The sequence below is a fragment of the Pantoea sp. RIT-PI-b genome (genome assembly GCF_001187905.1).
Classification (GTDB): domain Bacteria; phylum Pseudomonadota; class Gammaproteobacteria; order Enterobacterales; family Enterobacteriaceae; genus Pantoea; species Pantoea nemavictus.
Map to the genome: position 1 here is coordinate 504,888 of NZ_LGIS01000014.1, position 18,099 is coordinate 522,986.

At 52.6% G+C, this 18,099-nt stretch carries 16 protein-coding genes; 12 read left to right on the forward strand and 4 right to left on the reverse strand.

Annotated features, from left to right (window positions below; all coding sequences use genetic code 11):
• Nucleotides 1-17: 17 nt before the first annotated feature.
• From AC790_RS08670 to map, 4 genes are all read right to left on the reverse strand, one after another.
• Nucleotides 18-410, reverse strand: a complete 393-nt coding sequence (locus AC790_RS08670) for a DUF3461 family protein (RefSeq protein ID WP_007893894.1) — start codon at nucleotides 408-410, stop codon at nucleotides 18-20.
• A gap of 293 nt (nucleotides 411-703) precedes the next feature.
• Nucleotides 704-1,528: a 2,3,4,5-tetrahydropyridine-2,6-dicarboxylate N-succinyltransferase gene (gene dapD, locus AC790_RS08675; protein WP_049851491.1), complete on the reverse strand. Its 825-nt coding sequence runs from the start codon at nucleotides 1,526-1,528 to the stop codon at nucleotides 704-706.
• A 184-nt stretch (nucleotides 1,529-1,712) separates the two neighbouring features.
• Nucleotides 1,713-4,367, reverse strand: a complete 2,655-nt coding sequence (glnD, locus tag AC790_RS08680) for a bifunctional uridylyltransferase/uridylyl-removing protein GlnD (protein ID WP_049851492.1) — start codon at nucleotides 4,365-4,367, stop codon at nucleotides 1,713-1,715.
• A 70-nt stretch (nucleotides 4,368-4,437) separates the two neighbouring features.
• Nucleotides 4,438-5,232, reverse strand: coding sequence for a type I methionyl aminopeptidase (gene map, locus AC790_RS08685; RefSeq protein ID WP_007893897.1), 795 nt, complete (start codon nucleotides 5,230-5,232; stop codon nucleotides 4,438-4,440).
• 318 nt (nucleotides 5,233-5,550) lie between these two features.
• On the opposite strand from map, the gene rpsB reads away from it, so the two are divergent.
• The 12 genes from rpsB (at nucleotide 5,551) to fabZ (ending at nucleotide 18,097) form a co-directional block, all read left to right on the forward strand.
• Nucleotides 5,551-6,270, forward strand: a complete 720-nt coding sequence (rpsB, locus tag AC790_RS08690; RefSeq protein ID WP_007893898.1) for a 30S ribosomal protein S2 — start codon at nucleotides 5,551-5,553, stop codon at nucleotides 6,268-6,270.
• Nucleotides 6,271-6,452: 182 nt separating this feature from the next.
• Nucleotides 6,453-7,304 carry a translation elongation factor Ts gene (tsf, locus tag AC790_RS08695; protein WP_007893899.1) on the forward strand — a complete coding sequence of 284 codons (852 nt, stop codon included), beginning with the start codon at nucleotides 6,453-6,455 and terminating at the stop codon, nucleotides 7,302-7,304.
• A 155-nt stretch (nucleotides 7,305-7,459) separates the two neighbouring features.
• Nucleotides 7,460-8,185 carry a UMP kinase gene (gene pyrH, locus AC790_RS08700; RefSeq protein ID WP_007893903.1) on the forward strand — a complete coding sequence of 242 codons (726 nt, stop codon included), beginning with the start codon at nucleotides 7,460-7,462 and terminating at the stop codon, nucleotides 8,183-8,185.
• Nucleotides 8,186-8,327: 142 nt separating this feature from the next.
• Nucleotides 8,328-8,885 (forward strand): ribosome recycling factor, encoded by a 558-nt coding sequence (gene frr, locus AC790_RS08705; RefSeq protein WP_036622239.1) that lies wholly within the window; start codon nucleotides 8,328-8,330, stop codon nucleotides 8,883-8,885.
• Nucleotides 8,886-9,003: 118 nt separating this feature from the next.
• The gene (ispC, locus tag AC790_RS08710) at nucleotides 9,004-10,206 is read left to right on the forward strand and encodes a 1-deoxy-D-xylulose-5-phosphate reductoisomerase (protein ID WP_180823093.1); all 1,203 of its coding nucleotides are present in this window, start codon (nucleotides 9,004-9,006) and stop codon (nucleotides 10,204-10,206) included.
• 166 nt (nucleotides 10,207-10,372) lie between these two features.
• Nucleotides 10,373-11,125 carry a (2E,6E)-farnesyl-diphosphate-specific ditrans,polycis-undecaprenyl-diphosphate synthase gene (ispU, locus tag AC790_RS08715; protein ID WP_007893909.1) on the forward strand — a complete coding sequence of 251 codons (753 nt, stop codon included), beginning with the start codon at nucleotides 10,373-10,375 and terminating at the stop codon, nucleotides 11,123-11,125.
• 18 nt (nucleotides 11,126-11,143) lie between these two features.
• Complete coding sequence (gene cdsA, locus AC790_RS08720) at nucleotides 11,144-12,001, forward strand: phosphatidate cytidylyltransferase (RefSeq protein ID WP_007893911.1); 858 nt, start codon at nucleotides 11,144-11,146, stop codon at nucleotides 11,999-12,001.
• 12 nt (nucleotides 12,002-12,013) lie between these two features.
• Nucleotides 12,014-13,363, forward strand: a complete 1,350-nt coding sequence (gene rseP / locus AC790_RS08725) for a sigma E protease regulator RseP (protein WP_049851494.1) — start codon at nucleotides 12,014-12,016, stop codon at nucleotides 13,361-13,363.
• Nucleotides 13,364-13,414: 51 nt separating this feature from the next.
• Nucleotides 13,415-15,826 carry an outer membrane protein assembly factor BamA gene (gene bamA, locus AC790_RS08730; RefSeq protein ID WP_049851495.1) on the forward strand — a complete coding sequence of 804 codons (2,412 nt, stop codon included), beginning with the start codon at nucleotides 13,415-13,417 and terminating at the stop codon, nucleotides 15,824-15,826.
• 95 nt (nucleotides 15,827-15,921) lie between these two features.
• Nucleotides 15,922-16,422, forward strand: coding sequence for an OmpH family outer membrane protein (locus AC790_RS08735; protein ID WP_007893920.1), 501 nt, complete (start codon nucleotides 15,922-15,924; stop codon nucleotides 16,420-16,422).
• A gap of 3 nt (nucleotides 16,423-16,425) precedes the next feature.
• Complete coding sequence (gene lpxD / locus AC790_RS08740) at nucleotides 16,426-17,451, forward strand: UDP-3-O-(3-hydroxymyristoyl)glucosamine N-acyltransferase (RefSeq protein WP_007893922.1); 1,026 nt, start codon at nucleotides 16,426-16,428, stop codon at nucleotides 17,449-17,451.
• Nucleotides 17,452-17,641: 190 nt separating this feature from the next.
• Nucleotides 17,642-18,097, forward strand: coding sequence for a 3-hydroxyacyl-ACP dehydratase FabZ (gene fabZ / locus AC790_RS08745; RefSeq protein WP_007893924.1), 456 nt, complete (start codon nucleotides 17,642-17,644; stop codon nucleotides 18,095-18,097).
• Nucleotides 18,098-18,099 lie beyond the last annotated feature (2 nt).

Below are 18,099 nucleotides of genomic sequence, written 5' to 3' on the forward strand. Positions count from 1 at the left end.
TTATCTAAAGCGCGAAATTAACGGTTGTTGCGGGTCAACTGATCGAGGTCAGATTCGATTTCAGCGATCTTGTTAGAGACCACGCTTTCCAGATGGCGCAGATCCGCCAGGATTTTACGCTTCAGATCCACTTCAACCTGGTCGCGCTGGCAAATCTGGTCCAGCTCATCGATCACGTAACGCAGGTTCGGGCTGATTTCCTGAACTTCTTTGTAACCCTGGCTGGTGTGATCGGCGACAACCGTTTTACGCTGACGCGGGTATTTGAATTTCACGCTTTTCGCAAAGAATTCACCTTTGTCTTTGCGGAAGTAGATTTTAAGAATGTCGTTGTTAGCTTCCTGACGCAGGCTGTAACGGTCGATGTCGTCAGGGTTGCTGATACCTAAGCTTTTCAGGTTGTCGTACATAGCGTTTATATTCCATCTAAGAGTGGGTGAGCGCGCAGGACTATCATCATCATTCGGGATGCAGCAGAAACGCGGCAACCGGAACGCTTACGGCATACTTAATCAACTGTAGACACAAAAACCGGGATGAACAGTGCGCGACCGGAGTTAACTTGGCGCGGATTATGAACTGTTTGAAAAATAAACGCACGTGTTAATTCGCGGCGCGAAACAGGTAATTCAGGCGGGAGTGTAAACAAATAATTACGGGCCTGAATACAGGCCCGTCGGGAAGATTTTGCGGCAGAAGAAACTTAGTCGATGCTGCGCAGCAGTTCGTTAATGCCTGTTTTGCTAAGGGTTTTAGCATCAACTTTTTTCACGATGACTGCGCAGTACAGGCTGTAGCTACCGTCTTTTGACGGCAGGTTACCTGAAACCACCACTGAACCTGCGGGTACGCGGCCGTAATGTACTTCGCCGGTTTCGCGGTCAAAGATTTTGGTGCTCTGGCCGATGTACACGCCCATCGAAATCACTGAGCCTTCTTCTACGATCACGCCTTCAACGATTTCTGAACGTGCACCGATGAAGCAGTTATCTTCGATGATAGTTGGGTTGGCCTGCAGCGGTTCCAGCACGCCACCGATGCCCACGCCGCCAGATAGGTGCACGTTTTTACCGATCTGCGCACAAGAACCGACCGTGGCCCAGGTATCAACCATGGTACCTTCATCAACGTACGCACCGATATTGACGTAAGACGGCATCAGCACGGTGTTGCGTGCGATGAATGCGCCCTGACGCACGGCAGCCGGTGGCACCACACGGAAACCGGCGTTCTTGAAGCGCGCTTCATCCCAGCCAGCAAATTTCATTGGCACTTTGTCGTAGAAACGGGTTTCAGAGCCTTCCATCACCTGGTTGTCGTTAATGCGGAACGACAACAGCACTGCTTTCTTCAGCCACTGATGCGTTACCCATTCTCCGTTGATCTTTTCAGAAACGCGCAGTTCACCGCTATCCAGCAGGCCGATAACCTGGTTGATAGCATCACGGGTTGCACCGTCTACGCTAGATGGCGTGATGTCGGCGCGGCGCTCAAAGGCAGATTCGATAACGCTCTGTAACTGTTGCATATTTATTTCCTGATTCTGTCATAGCGGATGTCCGTAAATACGGACATGATTAAAATATCTCCCCTAAATCATTCAAGCTGCAGGTAGGCGGCGACGCAGCGAGAGCCTGGGAGCATACATCAGTATGTGACCAGGTCGAGCGAGGAAAGCCAACGCCCCTGCGGTTTGAATGATGACGGGGAGATTAGAGTTTATCGTTTGGATTAAGGGCCTCTGTCAACCTCTGTTGCAACACATCGCGCATTTCGACCCCCAGCGCACGTCGCTCGCTATCGGCGAGGATGAAAAGATCCTCAACCCGCTCACCAATTGTACTGATGCGCGCACCGTGCAGCGACACGCCGAGATCGGCAAACACTTCACCCACGCGCGCCAGCAAGCCGGGCTGATCGAGCGCGACTAACTCCAGATAGCTGCGGCGATCGGTGTGCGTTGGCAGGAAATTGACCTCGGTATCAACGCTGAAATGCTTGAGACGCGCTGACTGACGGCGCGTGCGCGGCGGCACCCATTCGGTTTGCGTGATGGCTTGTTCCAGCGCCTGGATGATCAGCGGATGGCGATCGGCGGCCAGCGGGCTGCCGTCGGGCTCCAGCACAATAAAGGTATCCATCGCCATGCCGTCGCGGCTGGTAAAGATTTGCGCATCATGCACGCTGAGATTGCGACGATCCAATTCGCCAGCCACCGCCGCAAACAGGTGCGGGCGATCCGGGCTCCAGATAAAGATCTCGGTGCCGCCGCGCGTGGCCTGTGGGCTAACCAACACCAGCGGCTTGTTGAGATCGTGATGAATTAAATGACGCGCGTGCCAGGCGAGCTGATTCGGCGTGTGGCGCAGGAAATAGTCGGCGCGGCAGCGGCTCCAGATATGGTGCAGGCGCTCTTCGTCGAGATTCTCCATGCGCAGCAGCGCCAACGCTTGTAGCCGATGATGGCGCACGCGCTCGCGCAGATCCGGGCTGTTTTCCATGCCGCGACGCAGCTGTTTTTCGGTGGCAAAGAACAGCTCGCGCAACAGACTTTGCTTCCAGCTGTTCCACAAGCTTTCGTTAGTGGCGCAGATATCAGACACCGTCAGGCACGCCAGATAACGCAGACGGTTTTCATTCTGCATCACTTCAGCGAACTGCTGAATCACGGTGGGATCCTGAATGTCACGGCGTTGAGCGGTGACAGACATCAACAGATGATGGCGCACCAGCCAGGCAACCAGCTGCGTTTCACGTGAGTTCAGGCCGTGTAATTCGGCGAAATCCAGCGCATCCTGCGCGCCGAGAATAGAGTGATCGCCATTGCGACCTTTGGCAATATCATGCAGCAGCGCGGCCATCAGCAACAGTTCTGGCTGCGGCAGGCGCGGCCAGAGCTCTACGCACAGCGGATGCATCGGGCGCGTGGCTTCATCGGCAAAACTCTCCAGCTTCTGCAGCACGCGAATGGTGTGTTCATCCACGGTATAAGCGTGGAACAGATCGAACTGCATCTGGCCGACGATATTGCCCCACAGCGGCGTATAGGCCCACAGCACGCTGTGCCGATGCATCGGCACCAGCGCGCGCTTGACTGCGCCCGGATGACGCAGAATGGCCATAAAGGTTTCACGCGCTTCAGGAATATGGCACAGCGGCTGTTTCAGGTGGCGACGTGCATAGCGCAGCTGACGCAGCGTGGTGGAGTAAATGCCTTTGATATTTTCATTGCGTACCATCACATAGAACATGCGCAGGATGGCTTGCGGCTCACGCTCAAACAGCGTGGGATCGCGCAGATCAATTAAATTACCGCGGATTTGGAAGTCATCATCAAGGGCGCGCGGTTTTTCCGTCGTCGACAGCGCCAGAATGGCTTCATCAAACAGTTGTAGCAGCATTTGATTGAGTTCGCCGATGCGACGCGTGACGCGATAAAAGTCTTTCATCATGCGCTCAACCGGCTCGTTGACCTCGCCCAGATAGTTAAGGCGCTGGGCAACGGTCAGTTGGCGATCGAACAGCAGGCGGTTGTCATAGCGCGGCAGCGTTAAGTGCAGGGCAAAACGAATGCGCCACAGGAATTCCTGACACTCATTGATTTCATTACGTTCCGCTTCGGTGATAAAGCCGAAACCGACCATCTCATCCATGGTCGTGGCGCCAAAATGCCGGCGCGCGACCCACTGCAGCGTATGAATGTCGCGCAGGCCGCCGGGGCTGCTTTTGATATCGGGTTCAAGATTGTAGCTGGTGCCGTGATAGCGCTGATGTCGTTCCTGCTGCTCTTCGATTTTCGCGGCGAAGAAGCGTGACGACGGCCAGAAACCATCGCTGAAGATGTTCTTTTGCAGTTCGAGAAACAGCGCCACGTCACCCGTTAGCATGCGTGATTCGATCAGGTTGGTCGCGACAGTCAGATCGGATAAGCCTTCCAACAAACACTCTTCCAGCGTACGCACGCTGTGACCGACTTCCAGCTTCAGATCCCACATCAGTGTTAACAGTTCGCTGGTGCGCTGCGCGGCGGCTTCGTCCAGCGGCTGGCGACTGAGGATCAGCACATCGATATCCGAGAGCGGATGCAGTTCGCCGCGACCGTAGCCGCCTACGGCAACCAGCGCGATCTCTTTCAGCTGGTCAAAACCAAAAAAGCGCCACAAGCGACGTAATAGGCGGTCGATAAACAATGTGCGCGCATCAATCAATGATTCGATATCGGTGCCCGCATCAAACGCGATGCCGAGATGCTGGTGAAACTGCTCAAGATACTGTTTGAGCTTGTCGCGCGTCAGGGCTTCATCGGGCCAGCTGGCGGGGGAATCGGTCAGGCCTTTGTGTACTGCTTCGGTCACGCTACCACTCATCAACATGCCTCATCATTACGCACATAAAAAAGGCCAGCTATAAGCCGGCCTGGTACTGTCAGGGAGATAATTACGCGACGTTTTCGAGCACCGCTGGAATGGTGTCGTCTTCACGCAGCGTCAGAATCTCACAGCCGTTTTCTGTCACCACAATAGTATGCTCATACTGCGCGGACAAGCTGCGATCTTTGGTTTTCACGGTCCAGCCATCCTTCATGGTGCGGATGCGGTAATCACCGGCATTGACCATCGGCTCAACGGTGAATGTCATACCTGCTTGCAGCACCACGCCGCTGTCGTCAGCGTCGTAATGCAGCACCTGCGGCTCTTCATGGAAGCCTTTGCCGATACCGTGACCGCAATATTCGCGCACCACGGAGAAATCCTGCGCTTCCACATACTGCTGAATCGCCCGACCTAGCTCACGCAGACGAATGCCCGGTTTCACCAGGCGCAGCGCGATGTACAGGCTTTCCTGAGTGACGCGACACAGGCGTTCGCCCTGAATGGTAGGTTTCCCGACGATGAACATTTTAGACGTATCACCGTGGTACTCATCTTTGATCACCGTGACGTCCACGTTAACCACGTCGCCCTCTTTCAACACACGATCGTCGCTTGGGATTCCGTGACAAACCACTTCATTCACCGAAATACATACTGATTTCGGGAAGCCGTGATAACCGAGGCAGGCAGAAATTGCCTGTTGCTTCTGCGTAATGTGTTCGTGGCAGAGGCGGTCCAGTTCACCGGTGGTGACACCAGGCACCACGTGCGGTGCGATCATTTCCAGCACTTCAGCGGCAAGACGGCCGGCGACGCGCATTTTTTCGATTTCTTCAGGGGTTTTAATTGAAATAGCCATTAAATTAATCCGCAATCGTCGAAATTTTCGACAATAATGAGTTCTGTGGCGATCATGTTAGCAGCCAGCAAATGGGCTGCCAAATGGCGATTGTCTGCGCCTGCTGCCGCTAACTACTATTGGCGTATTCCTGCGCATTGTGGTATAAAGCGCGCCGACGATTCTCTGTCACCGACGTTTGGCTGACAGGAAACGCATAAAACTCATTATGTGTACTAAAACACACATGTATCGACACATACGCCGGGGTGCCTTGAAAGAGGTCGGTCGTATGGGATACATGGAGGCCCAACCCCAAATCAAACTTTAGAGGTAATCATGGCAACTGTTTCAATGCGCGACATGCTCAAGGCTGGTGTTCACTTTGGTCACCAGACCCGTTACTGGAACCCGAAAATGAAGCCATTCATCTTCGGCGCACGTAACAAGGTTCACATCATCAACCTCGAGCAGACTGTGCCAATGTTCAACGACGCGCTGGCTGAGTTGAAAAAGATCTCTTCCCGTAAAGGTAAGATCCTGATCGTTGGTACTAAGCGCGCTGCTGCCGAAGCGGTAAAAGAGTCAGCTCTGAGCTGCGACCAGTTCTTCGTAAACCACCGCTGGTTGGGTGGCATGCTGACTAACTGGAAAACCGTTCGTCAGTCAATCAAACGCCTGAAAGATCTTGAGTCTCAGTCTCAGGACGGTACTTTCGACAAACTGACCAAGAAAGAAGCGCTGATGCGCACTCGCGAACTGGCCAAGCTGGAAAACAGCCTGGGCGGTATCAAAGATATGGGCGGTCTGCCGGATGCACTGTTCGTTGTTGACGCTGATCACGAGCACATCGCTATCAAAGAAGCAAACAACCTGGGTATCCCAGTATTTGCTATCGTTGATACCAACTCTGATCCAGACGGCGTTGACTTCGTTATCCCAGGTAACGACGATGCGATCCGTGCTGTAAGCCTGTACCTGACTGCCGTTGCCACTACCGTGCGCGAAGGCCGTTCACAGGACCTGGCTGAGCAGGCTGAAGAAGCTGCTGAAGCTTAATAAGGTTCGCTCTTTCTAAGAGCCCTTAGACATCAGATGTTATCTGTTAAGGGGGCCGTTCAGGCCCCTTTATTTTATCTAAGTCTGTCACGCTCACTTCAAAGCGAGCGGGGCAGAGTAAATTTTCCGCAACAAGTTTCTGACAGTGTGTGAACACACAGAGACGAATCGAGGATTCTGGAATGGCTGATATTACCGCTGCATTGGTAAAAGAACTGCGTGAGCGTACTGGCGCAGGCATGATGGACTGCAAAAAAGCGCTGACCGAAGCGAACGGCGACATCGAGCTGGCGATTGAGAACATGCGCAAATCTGGCGCAATCAAAGCCGCTAAAAAAGCAGGCAACGTCGCTGCTGATGGCGTGATCAAAACCAAAATTGCTGACGGCTTCGCGGTGATCCTGGAAGTAAACTGCCAGACCGACTTCGTTGCTAAAGATGGCGGTTTCCAGGCGTTTGCTGACAAGGTTCTGGATGCAGCTGTTGCTGGCAAAGTTACCGATGTGGAAGTTCTGAAAGCGCAGTTCGAAGAAGAACGCGTAGCGCTGGTTGCGAAAATCGGTGAGAACATCAACATCCGTCGTGTTGCTATCCTGGAAGGCACTGAGCTGAACAGCTATCAGCACGGCGCACGTATCGGTGTCGTTGTATCTACTACCGGTGCTAACGAAGAGCTGAGCAAGCAAATTGCTATGCACATTGCTGCGAGCAAGCCAGAATTCGTTAAGCCAGAAGACGTGTCTGCAGATGTGGTTGAGAAAGAGTACCAGGTTCAGCTGGACATCGCCATGCAGTCTGGCAAGCCAAAAGAAATCGCAGAGAAAATGGTTGAAGGCCGCATGAAGAAATTCACCGGTGAAGTTTCTCTGACCGGTCAGGCTTTCGTTATCGACCCAAGCAAAACCGTTGGCCAGGCGTTGAAAGAGAAAAACGCTGACGTCATCAACTTCATCCGCTTCGAAGTGGGCGAAGGCATTGAGAAAGTTGAATCTGACTTCGCAGCAGAAGTTGCTGCAATGTCTAAACAGTCTTAATGGTCCGAAAGAACCGCCACAAGGCGGTTCTTTTTTGTCTGCAATTTAGTGCAGCACTTTTCAGTCTCATCCCAATAGCTTTTCTTGCTTGCTAAGCGGATGATCGATCAGATTTTACTTCTCCTTTTCATCATATCTTCCAGGAAGAATCGACCATGGCGACCAACGCAAAACCTGTATATCAACGTATCCTGCTAAAACTGAGTGGCGAAGCACTGCAAGGTGCCGAAGGTTTTGGCATCGACGCGAGCGTGCTTGACCGCATGGCGCAAGAGGTGAAAGAGCTGGTTGAGCTGGGCATCCAGGTGGGTGTGGTTATTGGTGGCGGTAACCTGTTCCGCGGCGCAGGTCTGGCCCAGGCCGGGATGAACCGTGTGGTCGGCGACCATATGGGCATGCTGGCGACGGTGATGAATGGCCTGGCAATGCGTGATGCGCTGCACCGTGCGTATGTCAATGCGCGTTTGATGTCAGCGATTCCGCTGAATGGCGTGTGTGACAACTACAGCTGGGCAGAAGCGATCAGTCTGCTGCGTAATAACCGCGTCGTCATCTTCGCGGCCGGTACTGGCAACCCGTTCTTTACCACCGACTCTGCAGCCTGTCTGCGCGGCATCGAAATTGAAGCCGACGTGGTACTGAAAGCCACCAAAGTAGACGGCGTCTACTCTGAAGATCCGGTGAAAAACCCGGATGCAACGCTGTATGATCAGCTGAGCTATGCAGAAGTGCTGGATAAAGAGCTTAAAGTGATGGATCTCGCGGCCTTCACGCTGGCACGCGACCATAAACTGCCTATCCGCGTCTTCAATATGAACAAGCCTGGCGCACTGCGTCGCGTAGTGATGGGTGAAAAAGAAGGCACCCTGATTACGCATTAATACCCGACGCAGGTTAAAATAAGGTATATTCTTTTGCCGCGATGCGCTGTCATCGCGCAGCAATTAGGATGATCGATGTTTATCGATACCGCTTCCGGTTAGCCCGGAAATGGCCAGGTCAACCGAATTCAAGGGTTTCAACGTGATTAACGACATTAAAAAAGATGCAGACACGCGCATGGAAAAGTGTGTGGATGCATTCAAAAACAACATCAGCAAAGTGCGCACTGGTCGTGCTTCGCCTTCACTGCTCGACGGCATTATGGTTCCTTACTACGGTACACCTACGCCGCTGCGTCAGGTGGCTAACGTGACGGTAGAGGATTCACGTACGTTGAAAATCAACGTATTTGATCGCTCGCTGAGCGCTGCGGTTGAGAAAGCGATCATGACGTCTGATCTGGGTCTGAACCCAAGCTCGGCCGGTACCGATATTCGTGTGCCGTTGCCAGCGTTAACCGAAGAGCGTCGTAAAGACCTGATCAAGATCGTACGTGGCGAAGCTGAGCAGGGCCGTGTCTCTGTGCGTAACGTCCGCCGTGATGCCAACGACAAGATCAAAGCGCTGCTGAAAGACAAAGAGATCAGCGAAGACGACGAACGTCGTTCGCAGGACGAAATCCAGAAAATGACTGATGCGCACATCAAGAGTGTTGATGCGGCATTGGCCGACAAAGAAAAGGAACTGATGGACTTCTAATTCCATCATTTACTTTTAAAACGCCGTTCAGAGACGAGAGATAGTCGACTCTGGCGGCGTTTTACATTGTGCCCGGCGCCGTTGCGGGAACGATCCATGACTTCACAGGGATAGCATGATGAAGCGATTAACTCTGCTGGGATCTACCGGCTCGATTGGCACCAGTACGCTGGCGGTGATTGCCGCGAATCCTGAACTTTATCAAGTGACTGCGCTGGTTGCTGGCCAAAACGTTGCGCTGATGGCTGAACAGTGCCAGCAATTCCAGCCACGCTATGCTGCGATGTCCGACGAGACATCCGCTCAGGCGCTGCGTGAGCGACTGAAAGCACTCAACGTTAATACCGAAGTGCTCTCCGGCGTTCAGGCAGCCTGCGAACTGGCCGCGTTGGATGAGGTGGATCAGGTAATGGCGGCGATTGTCGGCGCCTCCGGCTTGCAGCCCACTTTGGCGGCGATTCGTGCGGGTAAAACGGTGCTGCTCGCTAACAAAGAATCGCTTGTCACATGCGGCCGTCTGTTTATGGAGGCTGTACGTCAACATCAGGCGCAATTGCTGCCGGTCGACAGCGAGCACAATGCCATTTTTCAGAGTTTACCCGCTTCCATACAGCATCAGTTGGGGTACGCTGATCTGCAGGGGAACGGCATCGAGTCGATTCTCCTTACGGGATCGGGTGGTCCTTTTCGTGACACGCCATTAGCGGATTTAGCCGCTATGTCGCCGGATCAAGCATGTGCGCATCCGAACTGGTCAATGGGACGTAAAATCTCCGTTGATTCGGCCACCATGATGAATAAAGGTCTTGAATACATTGAAGCCCGCTGGCTGTTTAATGCGACCGACGCGCAGATGGAGGTGATCCTGCATCCGCAGTCCGTCATCCATTCGATGGTGCGTTATTGCGACGGCAGTGTACTGGCGCAACTGGGTTCACCGGATATGCGAACGCCAATAGCGCACAGCATGGCATGGCCAGCACGTATCTCTGCGGGCGTGACGCCGCTCGACTTCACTCGCATGAAGTCGCTGACGTTTGCCGAGCCGGACTACGAGCGCTATCCCTGCCTGAAGCTCGCAATTGATGCCTGCGCAGCAGGCCAGGCCGCCACTACGACGCTTAATGCAGCGAATGAAGTGGCGGTTGAGGCTTTTCTGCAGCACCAGATTCGCTTTACCGATATCGCCGCCATCAACAGCGAAGTGCTGGCCTCCCTGAAGTGTCAGGAGCCGGGCAGCATTGACGAAGTGATGGAGATCGACCGATTAGCGCGAGTTCGTGCCAGAGAATTGTTGCCACGCTTTCGTTTAGCAGGTTGATAGTTCCCGCTATTTGTTCGCTCTGGGTGAAAATGGTATAGTCGCTCGCTCGCGTTTCACAGCCCGACATTGTTTCGATGTCATCTGGCGTGTTTGCCGGAGTTTGCTGCAGGCGCAATGTATTCAGAAACCACAGCATTTCTGATGAAAGGAATTATTACGCGTTATGTCGTCCAACAATCACAATACAATCGATGACGAGTCGTACTGCACGCCACGTCACGTGGCCATCATTATGGATGGTAATGGTCGCTGGGCAAAAAATCAGGGCAAACTGCGTATTTCAGGCCACAAAGCCGGGGTAAAATCAGTACGCCGGGCTGTCAGCTTTGCGGTCAGCCACAAACTGGAAGCGCTCACGCTTTATGCGTTCAGCAGTGAAAACTGGAGCCGACCCATTCAGGAAGTGACAGCATTAATGGAGTTGTTTGTCTGGGCGCTCGACAGCGAAGTTAAAAGCCTGCACAAGCACAATGTGCGTCTGCGCATTATTGGTGATATCAGCCGTTTCAATAACCGTATTCAGGAACGCATTCGCCGCGCAGAGGAACTGACTCAGCAAAATAATGGACTGACCCTCAACATTGCTGCCAACTATGGCGGCCGTTGGGATATTATCCAGGGTGCCAGAAAATTGGCCGAACAGGTTCAGGAAGGTTTACTGCGTCCTGACCAGATTACCGAAGAAAGCCTGGCTCCGTATCTGTGTATGCAGGAGTTGGCGCCAGTGGATTTAGTGATAAGGACCGGGGGAGAGCATCGGATTAGCAACTTCCTGCTGTGGCAAATCGCCTATGCTGAGTTTTGGTTTACCGATGTTCTTTGGCCTGATTTTGATGAAAACGTTTTTGAAGGTGCACTGAATGCATTCTCTACGCGGGAGCGACGCTATGGCGGTACTGCACCAGGCGGCGCCTAAGCAATTTGGGGGTAACCTTTGCTGAAGTCTCGTCTGATTACCGCGTTAATTTTGATTCCGCTGGTGATCGCTGCACTGTTTTGGTTACCACTGTCCGGTTTTGCGATCACCACTATCATCATCTGCATGCTTGCCGCCTGGGAATGGGGGCAGTTTGCGGGCATGAAAACGCGCCAGCAACGTATCTGGCTGGCCGTGCTATGCGGTTTGTTACTGTCCGCGATGCTCTTTACCCTGCAACCCTATCAACGCAATCTGCATCAATTCCAGATGGAAGGCTCGCTCTGGGCATCGCTGGGATGGTGGATTGTCGCGCTATTTTTAGTGCTGTTCTATCCTGCTTCGGCTGCGCTGTGGCGTAATTCGCGTACGCTGCGTCTGGTGTTTGGCCTTCTCACCGTCATTCCGTTTTTCTGGGGCATGATGGCGCTGCGTCAATACCATTACGATACCGATCACTTCGCGGGTGCGTGGTGGCTACTGTTCGTGATGTTCCTCGTCTGGGGCGCAGACTCTGGTGCTTATATGTTTGGCCGTCTGTTTGGTAAACACAAACTGGCTCCGAAAGTTTCTCCGGGTAAAACCTGGGAAGGTTTCTTTGGTGGGCTGCTGTCGTCTGCCATCATTGCCTGGCTGTTTGCGCTATTGGCACCGCTTTCAGTTGCGCCAGGCACACTGATTATCTGTGCGGTCATTGCGACACTTGCATCAGTACTCGGTGACCTCACAGAGAGTATGTTCAAACGTGAGGCAGGCATTAAAGACAGCGGTAACTTGATTCCAGGGCACGGTGGTATTCTCGATCGTATTGATAGCCTGACAGCTGCGGTGCCGGTATTTGCCTGCCTGCTGCTGCTGGTGTTCCAAACCCTCTGAGGATCGCCGACGATGTTGAGTATACTCTGGAGTTTTGTCGCCTTTATCGTGGCGCTGGGCGTGCTGATTACCGTGCACGAATTTGGTCATTTTTGGGTCGCTCGTCGTTGCGGTGTCAAAGTCGAACGTTTCTCCATTGGCTTTGGTAAGGCGCTATGGCAGCGCACCGACCGTCAGGGCACCGAATATGTCATCGCGCTGATTCCTCTCGGTGGCTACGTTAAAATGCTCGATGAACGCGTTGAGAGCGTTCCCGCTGAACTGCGTCATCAAGCCTTCAACAATAAAACCGTGCTGCAGCGTGCTTCCATTATTGCAGCCGGTCCTATCGCCAACTTCATCTTTGCCATATTTGCCTACTGGGTGGTGTTTATCCACGGCGTACCGGGCGTACGTCCGGTGGTTGGCGAAATTCTGAACGGTTCCGTCGCTGCTGAAGCGCAAATTACCTCCGGCATGGAACTTAAAGCGGTAGATGGTATCGAAACGCCTGATTGGGATGCTGTGCGTATGGCGCTGGTCGGTAAAATCGGTGACAGCGATGCCACGCTTACTGTTTCGCAATTTGGCGAAGAAGCTACGCAGCAAAAGCAATTAAATTTGCGCGAATGGCAATTTGAGCCTGATAAACAGGATCCGGTGGTCGCTTTAGGTATTCGTCCACGTGGGCCGCAGATTGAAACGACCTTAGCTGACGTTCAGGCAAACTCGCCGGCAAGCAATGCTGGTTTGCAAGCGGGCGATAGGATCGTTAAAGTCGATGGTCAGCCATTAACACAGTGGCAGACTTTTGCGGCGCAGGTGCGGGATAACCCGGGCAAAAACATGGCGCTAGATATTGAGCGCAACGGCGAACCTGTGACGTTATCGCTCACGCCGGAAGCGAAACCGGGCAATGAAGCGGAAGGCTTCGCGGGTGTTATACCGCGCGTAATTCCACTGCCTGATGAGTACAAAACGGTAAGGCAATATGGGCCCTTTGCGGCTATCGGCGAAGCCAGTGTGAAAACCTGGCAGTTGATGAAGCTAACAGTTTCCATGTTGGGCAAGTTGATAACCGGGGATGTGAAGCTGAATAACCTGAGCGGGCCGATTTCGATTGCGCAAGGTGCCGGGTTATCAGCAGAGTACGGGGTGATTTATTACCTGATGTTCCTGGCGCTAATCAGCGTCAACCTGGGCATCATTAACCTGTTCCCTCTGCCGGTTTTAGATGGTGGTCATCTGCTCTTTCTGGCGATCGAAAAGATCAAAGGTAGACCGGTGTCCGAGCGAGTTCAGGACTTTAGTTATCGCATTGGCTCAATCTTGCTGGTGCTGTTAATGGGGCTTGCACTTTTCAATGATTTCTCTCGTCTGTAATAGCTGGAACGCATACAGGTGCGGGATGTGTTAGGAAAACGCATAACAACGATGGCGATGAAAAAGTTGCTCATAGCGTCGCTGCTGTTTAGCAGCGCCACCGTTTACGGTGCAGACGATTTCGTAGTGAAGGACATTCATTTCGAAGGTCTACAACGAGTCGCCGTCGGCGCGGCTCTGCTCAGCATGCCGGTACGTGTCGGTGATACGGTGAATGATGATGATGTCAGAAACACCATTCGCTCACTGTTTGCCACCGGTAACTTTGAAGATGTGCAGGTTCTGCGTGACGGGACAACCCTGATTGTTCAGGTGAAAGAGCGTCCAACCATTGCCAACATCACTTTCTCCGGTAACAAAGCGGTGAAAGAAGATCAGCTGAAACAGAACCTCGAGGCTTCTGGCGTGCGCGTTGGCGAAGCGCTGGATCGCACCACGCTCTCTTCAATCGAAAAGGGTCTGGAAGATTTCTACTACAGCGTCGGTAAATACACCGCCAGCGTCAAAGCGATTGCTACGCCGCTGCCACGTAACCGTGTTGACCTGAAATTCGTCTTCCAGGAAGGCGTTTCTGCGCAGATTCAACAGATCAATATCGTCGGCAATAAAGCTTTCAGCTCTGACGAACTGATCTCACGCTTCTCACTGCGTGATGAAGTGCCGTGGTGGAACGTGGTCGGCGATCGTAAATATCAGAAGCAAAAATTAGCGGGCGATCTCGAAACCCTGCGCAGCTTCTATTTGGATCGTGGTTATGCGCGTTTCAATATCGATTCCACGCAGGTGAGCCTGACGCCAGATAAGAAAGGCATCTACATCACCGTGAACATTAACGAAGGCGATCAGTACAAGATTGCTGGCGTGATTGTGAACGGCAGCATGGCGGGCCATTCTGCGGAAATCGAAAAGATGACCAGAATTCCATCGGGTGAGCTGTACAACGGCACCAAAGTTACCCAGATGGAAGATGACATCAAGAAATTGCTGGGTCGTTATGGCTACGCCTATCCGCGTGTCGTGACACAACCTGAAATTAACGATGCCGACAAAACCGTCAAGCTGCATATCAACGTTGATGCGGGCAACCGCTACTACGTGCGTAAGGTACGCTTCGAAGGCAACGACACATCGAAAGATTCAGTACTGCGCCGTGAAATGCGTCAGATGGAAGGTGCCTGGTTGGGCAGCGACCTCGTTGATCAAGGTAAAGAGCGTCTGAATCGTACGGGTTACTTCGAAACCGTTGACGTTGATACACAGCGCGTTGCGGGTGCACCAGACCAGGTTGATGTGGTTTACAAGGTGAAAGAGCGTAACACCGGTACCTTCAACTTTGGTGTCGGTTACGGTACCGAAAGTGGAGTGAGTTTCCAGGTTGGCGTGACTCAGGAAAACTGGCTCGGCACCGGTAACACCGTTGGCATCAGCGGTACCAAAAATGATTACCAGACCTATGCTGAGCTCTCCATGACCGATCCGTACTTTACGGTTGATGGAGTGAGCCTTGGCGGTCGTTTGTTCTATAACGATTTTAAAGCTGATGACGCGGATCTGTCCGACTATACCAACAAAAGTTATGGTCTCGATGGAACGCTGGGCTTCCCGGTCAATGAAAATAACACGCTGCGTGTTGGTTTAGGATACGTACATAACGACCTGTCCAACATGCGTCCACAGATTGCTATGTGGCGTTATCTTGATTCGGTGGGGCGTCATCAGGGCCTGAATGATGAAGGCGATTTCTCCGCAGATGATTTCACCTTCAACTATGGCTGGACGTATAACACCTTAGACCGCGGCTTCTTCCCAACGCGCGGTAACCGTACCAACCTAAACGGTAAAGTGACCATTCCGGGCTCTGATAACGCGTTCTACAAAGCGACATTAGATAGCCAGCAATATGTGCCGCTGAACCGCGATGGTACGTGGGTGGTATTAGGTCGTGGTCGTGTTGGATATGGTGACGGACTCGGTGGAAAAGAGATGCCGTTCTATGAGAACTTCTACGGCGGTGGTTCAAGCACGGTTCGTGGCTTCCAGTCTAATACCATTGGTCCTAAAGCTGCGTATCTGAACGATGGCTCATCTACCTGTAATCTGACCAACCCGAACGGGGTTTGTAAGTCAGATGATGCGGTAGGGGGTAATGCTATGGCGATTGCCAGCCTTGAGCTGATTACGCCTACGCCGTTCCTGAGCGAAAAGTATGCAAACTCTGTGCGTACCTCGGTGTTTATGGATGCCGGTACCGTTTGGGATACCAAATGGCAGAACACCGCAGAAACACGTGCGGCGGGTGTGCCGGACTACAGCGATCCTAACAACATTCGCGTCTCTGCCGGTGTGGCACTGCAGTGGATGTCACCATTAGGACCGTTGGTATTCTCATACGCCCAGCCGATGAAGAAAGTCGAGGGAGACAAGTCAGAGCAATTCCAGTTTAACATCGGTAAAACCTGGTAAGGCTCTGAACAAGGAAGTGAAAATACCGTCTTGCATGCGTGCCGTTTAAAGATGCGGCACGCTGCAAACACACACGTTGAGGTAAGGAGTTTATAGTGAAAAAGTTGTTCTGTGCTGCTGCTCTGGGTGTTGCATTAGCTGCTTCTGCGGGTGCCCAAGCGGCTGATAAAGTTGCCGTCGTGAACCTGAGCCAGGTTTTCCAGCAGTCTCCGCAGCGTGCCGCTGTTGCTAAGCAACTGGAAGGTGAATTCCAGAGCCGCGCCTCTGACCTCCAGTCTCAGCAGCAGAAGATCCAGCAAGAAATTCAGGATCTGCAGCGTAATGCGTCGACCATGAAAGCGAGCGACCGTACCAAGAAAGAGAAGCAGATTTCTTCTGAGCGTGCTGCCTTTGAACAAAAAGCACAGGCTTTTGACAAAGACAACCAAACCCGTCAGATGCAGGAACGTAACAAGCTGCTGGCTAAAATCCAGACCGCTGTGCAGTCTGTAGCGAAAAGCGAAGGTTACGATCTGGTTCTGGACTCTCAGGCCGTGCTGTACTCTTCTTCTGATGCTAAAGACATCACTGCTGACGTTGTAAAACAGGTTAAATAATTGATGTCATCAATTCGACTGGCTGATTTAGCCCAGCAGTTGGATGCAGAATTGCACGGAGATGGCGATATCGTCATCTCCGGCATTGCTTCTATGCAATCCGCCACAACTGGCCAAATCACTTTTCTTGCAAACAGCCGCTACCGCGAGCAGCTCGCTACTATCCAGGCTTCAGCCGTGGTGCTGACGGAAGCGGACCTGGAGTGGTGTAAAACGGCCGCCCTGGTGGTGAAAAATCCTTACCTAACTTATGCCCACATGGCACAACTGCTGGACACCACGCCGCAGCCCGCGCAGAATATCGCGCCCAGCGCGGTGATCGATGCAACTGCGAAGCTGGGTAAGAATGTTTCGGTAGGCGCAAATGCGGTGATTGAGTCCGGCGTTGAGCTGGGTGATGACGTCGTTATTGGCGCAGGATGTTTTGTTGGTAAGCAGACGCGTATCGGTCGCGGCTCACGCTTGTGGGCTAACGTCACGATTTATCACGAAATCCAGATTGGTCAGGATTGTCTGATTCAGTCCGGCACGGTAATCGGTGCTGATGGTTTCGGGTATGCTAACGATCGCGGCAACTGGGTGAAAATTCCGCAGCTGGGTACCGTAGTGATTGGTGATCGGGTAGAAATTGGTGCCTGTACCACTATCGATCGCGGCGCGCTGGATAACACTCTGATCGGCAATGGTGTTATCATAGACAACCAGTGTCAGATTGCCCACAACGTGATCATTGGTGATAACACCGCAGTTGCTGGTGGTGTGATCATGGCGGGTAGTCTGAAGATTGGACGTTACTGTATGATTGGCGGCGCCAGCGTCATTAACGGCCATATGGAAATCTGTGACAAAGTGACCGTAACGGGCATGGGCATGGTAATGCGCCCCATCACAGAACCTGGGGTATACTCGTCGGGTATTCCACTGCAACCCAACAAAACCTGGCGTAAAACTGCAGCGCTGGTGATGAACATCGATGAAATAAGCAAACGCTTAAAAGCCATCGAACGTAAGGTCGGCAAAGACGACTAAACGCATCCCACGCTACTCGCTTTCATAACAAGAAGTGTACTTTCTTCCACCGTCGGTTAAGCCGAACATGGCAGCAGGTATGGTAAGAAAGCGAAACGCCCCGAACTAATTTGCGGCCTGCGGAAGATCATTTTGATCGGTGCAGGCCGTGTTATTGTTGCCATCAGATTTTTAGGACAGGAAGAGTATTTTGACTACTGAAACGCATACTCTGAAAATTGAAGAGATTTTAGAACTGCTGCCACACCGCTATCCTTTCTTGCTGGTTGATCGCGTGCTGGATTTTGAAGAGCATAAATACCTGCGCGCGGTTAAGAACGTTTCTGTTAACGAACCGTTTTTCCAGGGACATTTCCCTGGTAAGCCGATTTTTCCAGGCGTTCTGATTCTGGAAGCGATGGCGCAAGCGACCGGTATCCTGGCGTTTAAAAGCGTTGGAAAACTGGAGCCAGGCGAACTTTATTACTTCGCCGGTATCGATGAAGCCCGTTTCAAACGTCCTGTAGTACCGGGCGATCAGATGATCATGGAAGTGACATTCGAGAAAACCCGTCGTGGCCTGACGCGCTTTAAAGGCGTGGCGACCGTTGACGGCAAAATTGTCTGTGAAGCGACCATGATGTGTGCCCGTAGCCGGGAGGCATAATA

Excerpts from the sequence above, each read along its gene's own strand:
- AC790_RS08670 (WP_007893894.1), bottom strand. The coding sequence starts at position 410 with ATGTACGACAACCTGAAAAGCTTAGGTATCAGCAACCCTGACGACATC.
- dapD (WP_049851491.1), bottom strand. The coding sequence starts at position 1,528 with ATGCAACAGTTACAGAGCGTTATCGAATCTGCCTTTGAGCGCCGCGCC.
- glnD (WP_049851492.1), bottom strand. The coding sequence starts at position 4,367 with ATGAGTGGTAGCGTGACCGAAGCAGTACACAAAGGCCTGACCGATTCC.
- map (WP_007893897.1), bottom strand. The coding sequence starts at position 5,232 with ATGGCTATTTCAATTAAAACCCCTGAAGAAATCGAAAAAATGCGCGTC.
- rpsB (WP_007893898.1), top strand. The coding sequence starts at position 5,551 with ATGGCAACTGTTTCAATGCGCGACATGCTCAAGGCTGGTGTTCACTTT.
- tsf (WP_007893899.1), top strand. The coding sequence starts at position 6,453 with ATGGCTGATATTACCGCTGCATTGGTAAAAGAACTGCGTGAGCGTACT.
- pyrH (WP_007893903.1), top strand. The coding sequence starts at position 7,460 with ATGGCGACCAACGCAAAACCTGTATATCAACGTATCCTGCTAAAACTG.
- ispC (WP_180823093.1), top strand. The coding sequence starts at position 9,004 with ATGAAGCGATTAACTCTGCTGGGATCTACCGGCTCGATTGGCACCAGT.
- ispU (WP_007893909.1), top strand. The coding sequence starts at position 10,373 with ATGTCGTCCAACAATCACAATACAATCGATGACGAGTCGTACTGCACG.
- rseP (WP_049851494.1), top strand. The coding sequence starts at position 12,014 with ATGTTGAGTATACTCTGGAGTTTTGTCGCCTTTATCGTGGCGCTGGGC.
- bamA (WP_049851495.1), top strand. The coding sequence starts at position 13,415 with ATGGCGATGAAAAAGTTGCTCATAGCGTCGCTGCTGTTTAGCAGCGCC.
- lpxD (WP_007893922.1), top strand. The coding sequence starts at position 16,426 with ATGTCATCAATTCGACTGGCTGATTTAGCCCAGCAGTTGGATGCAGAA.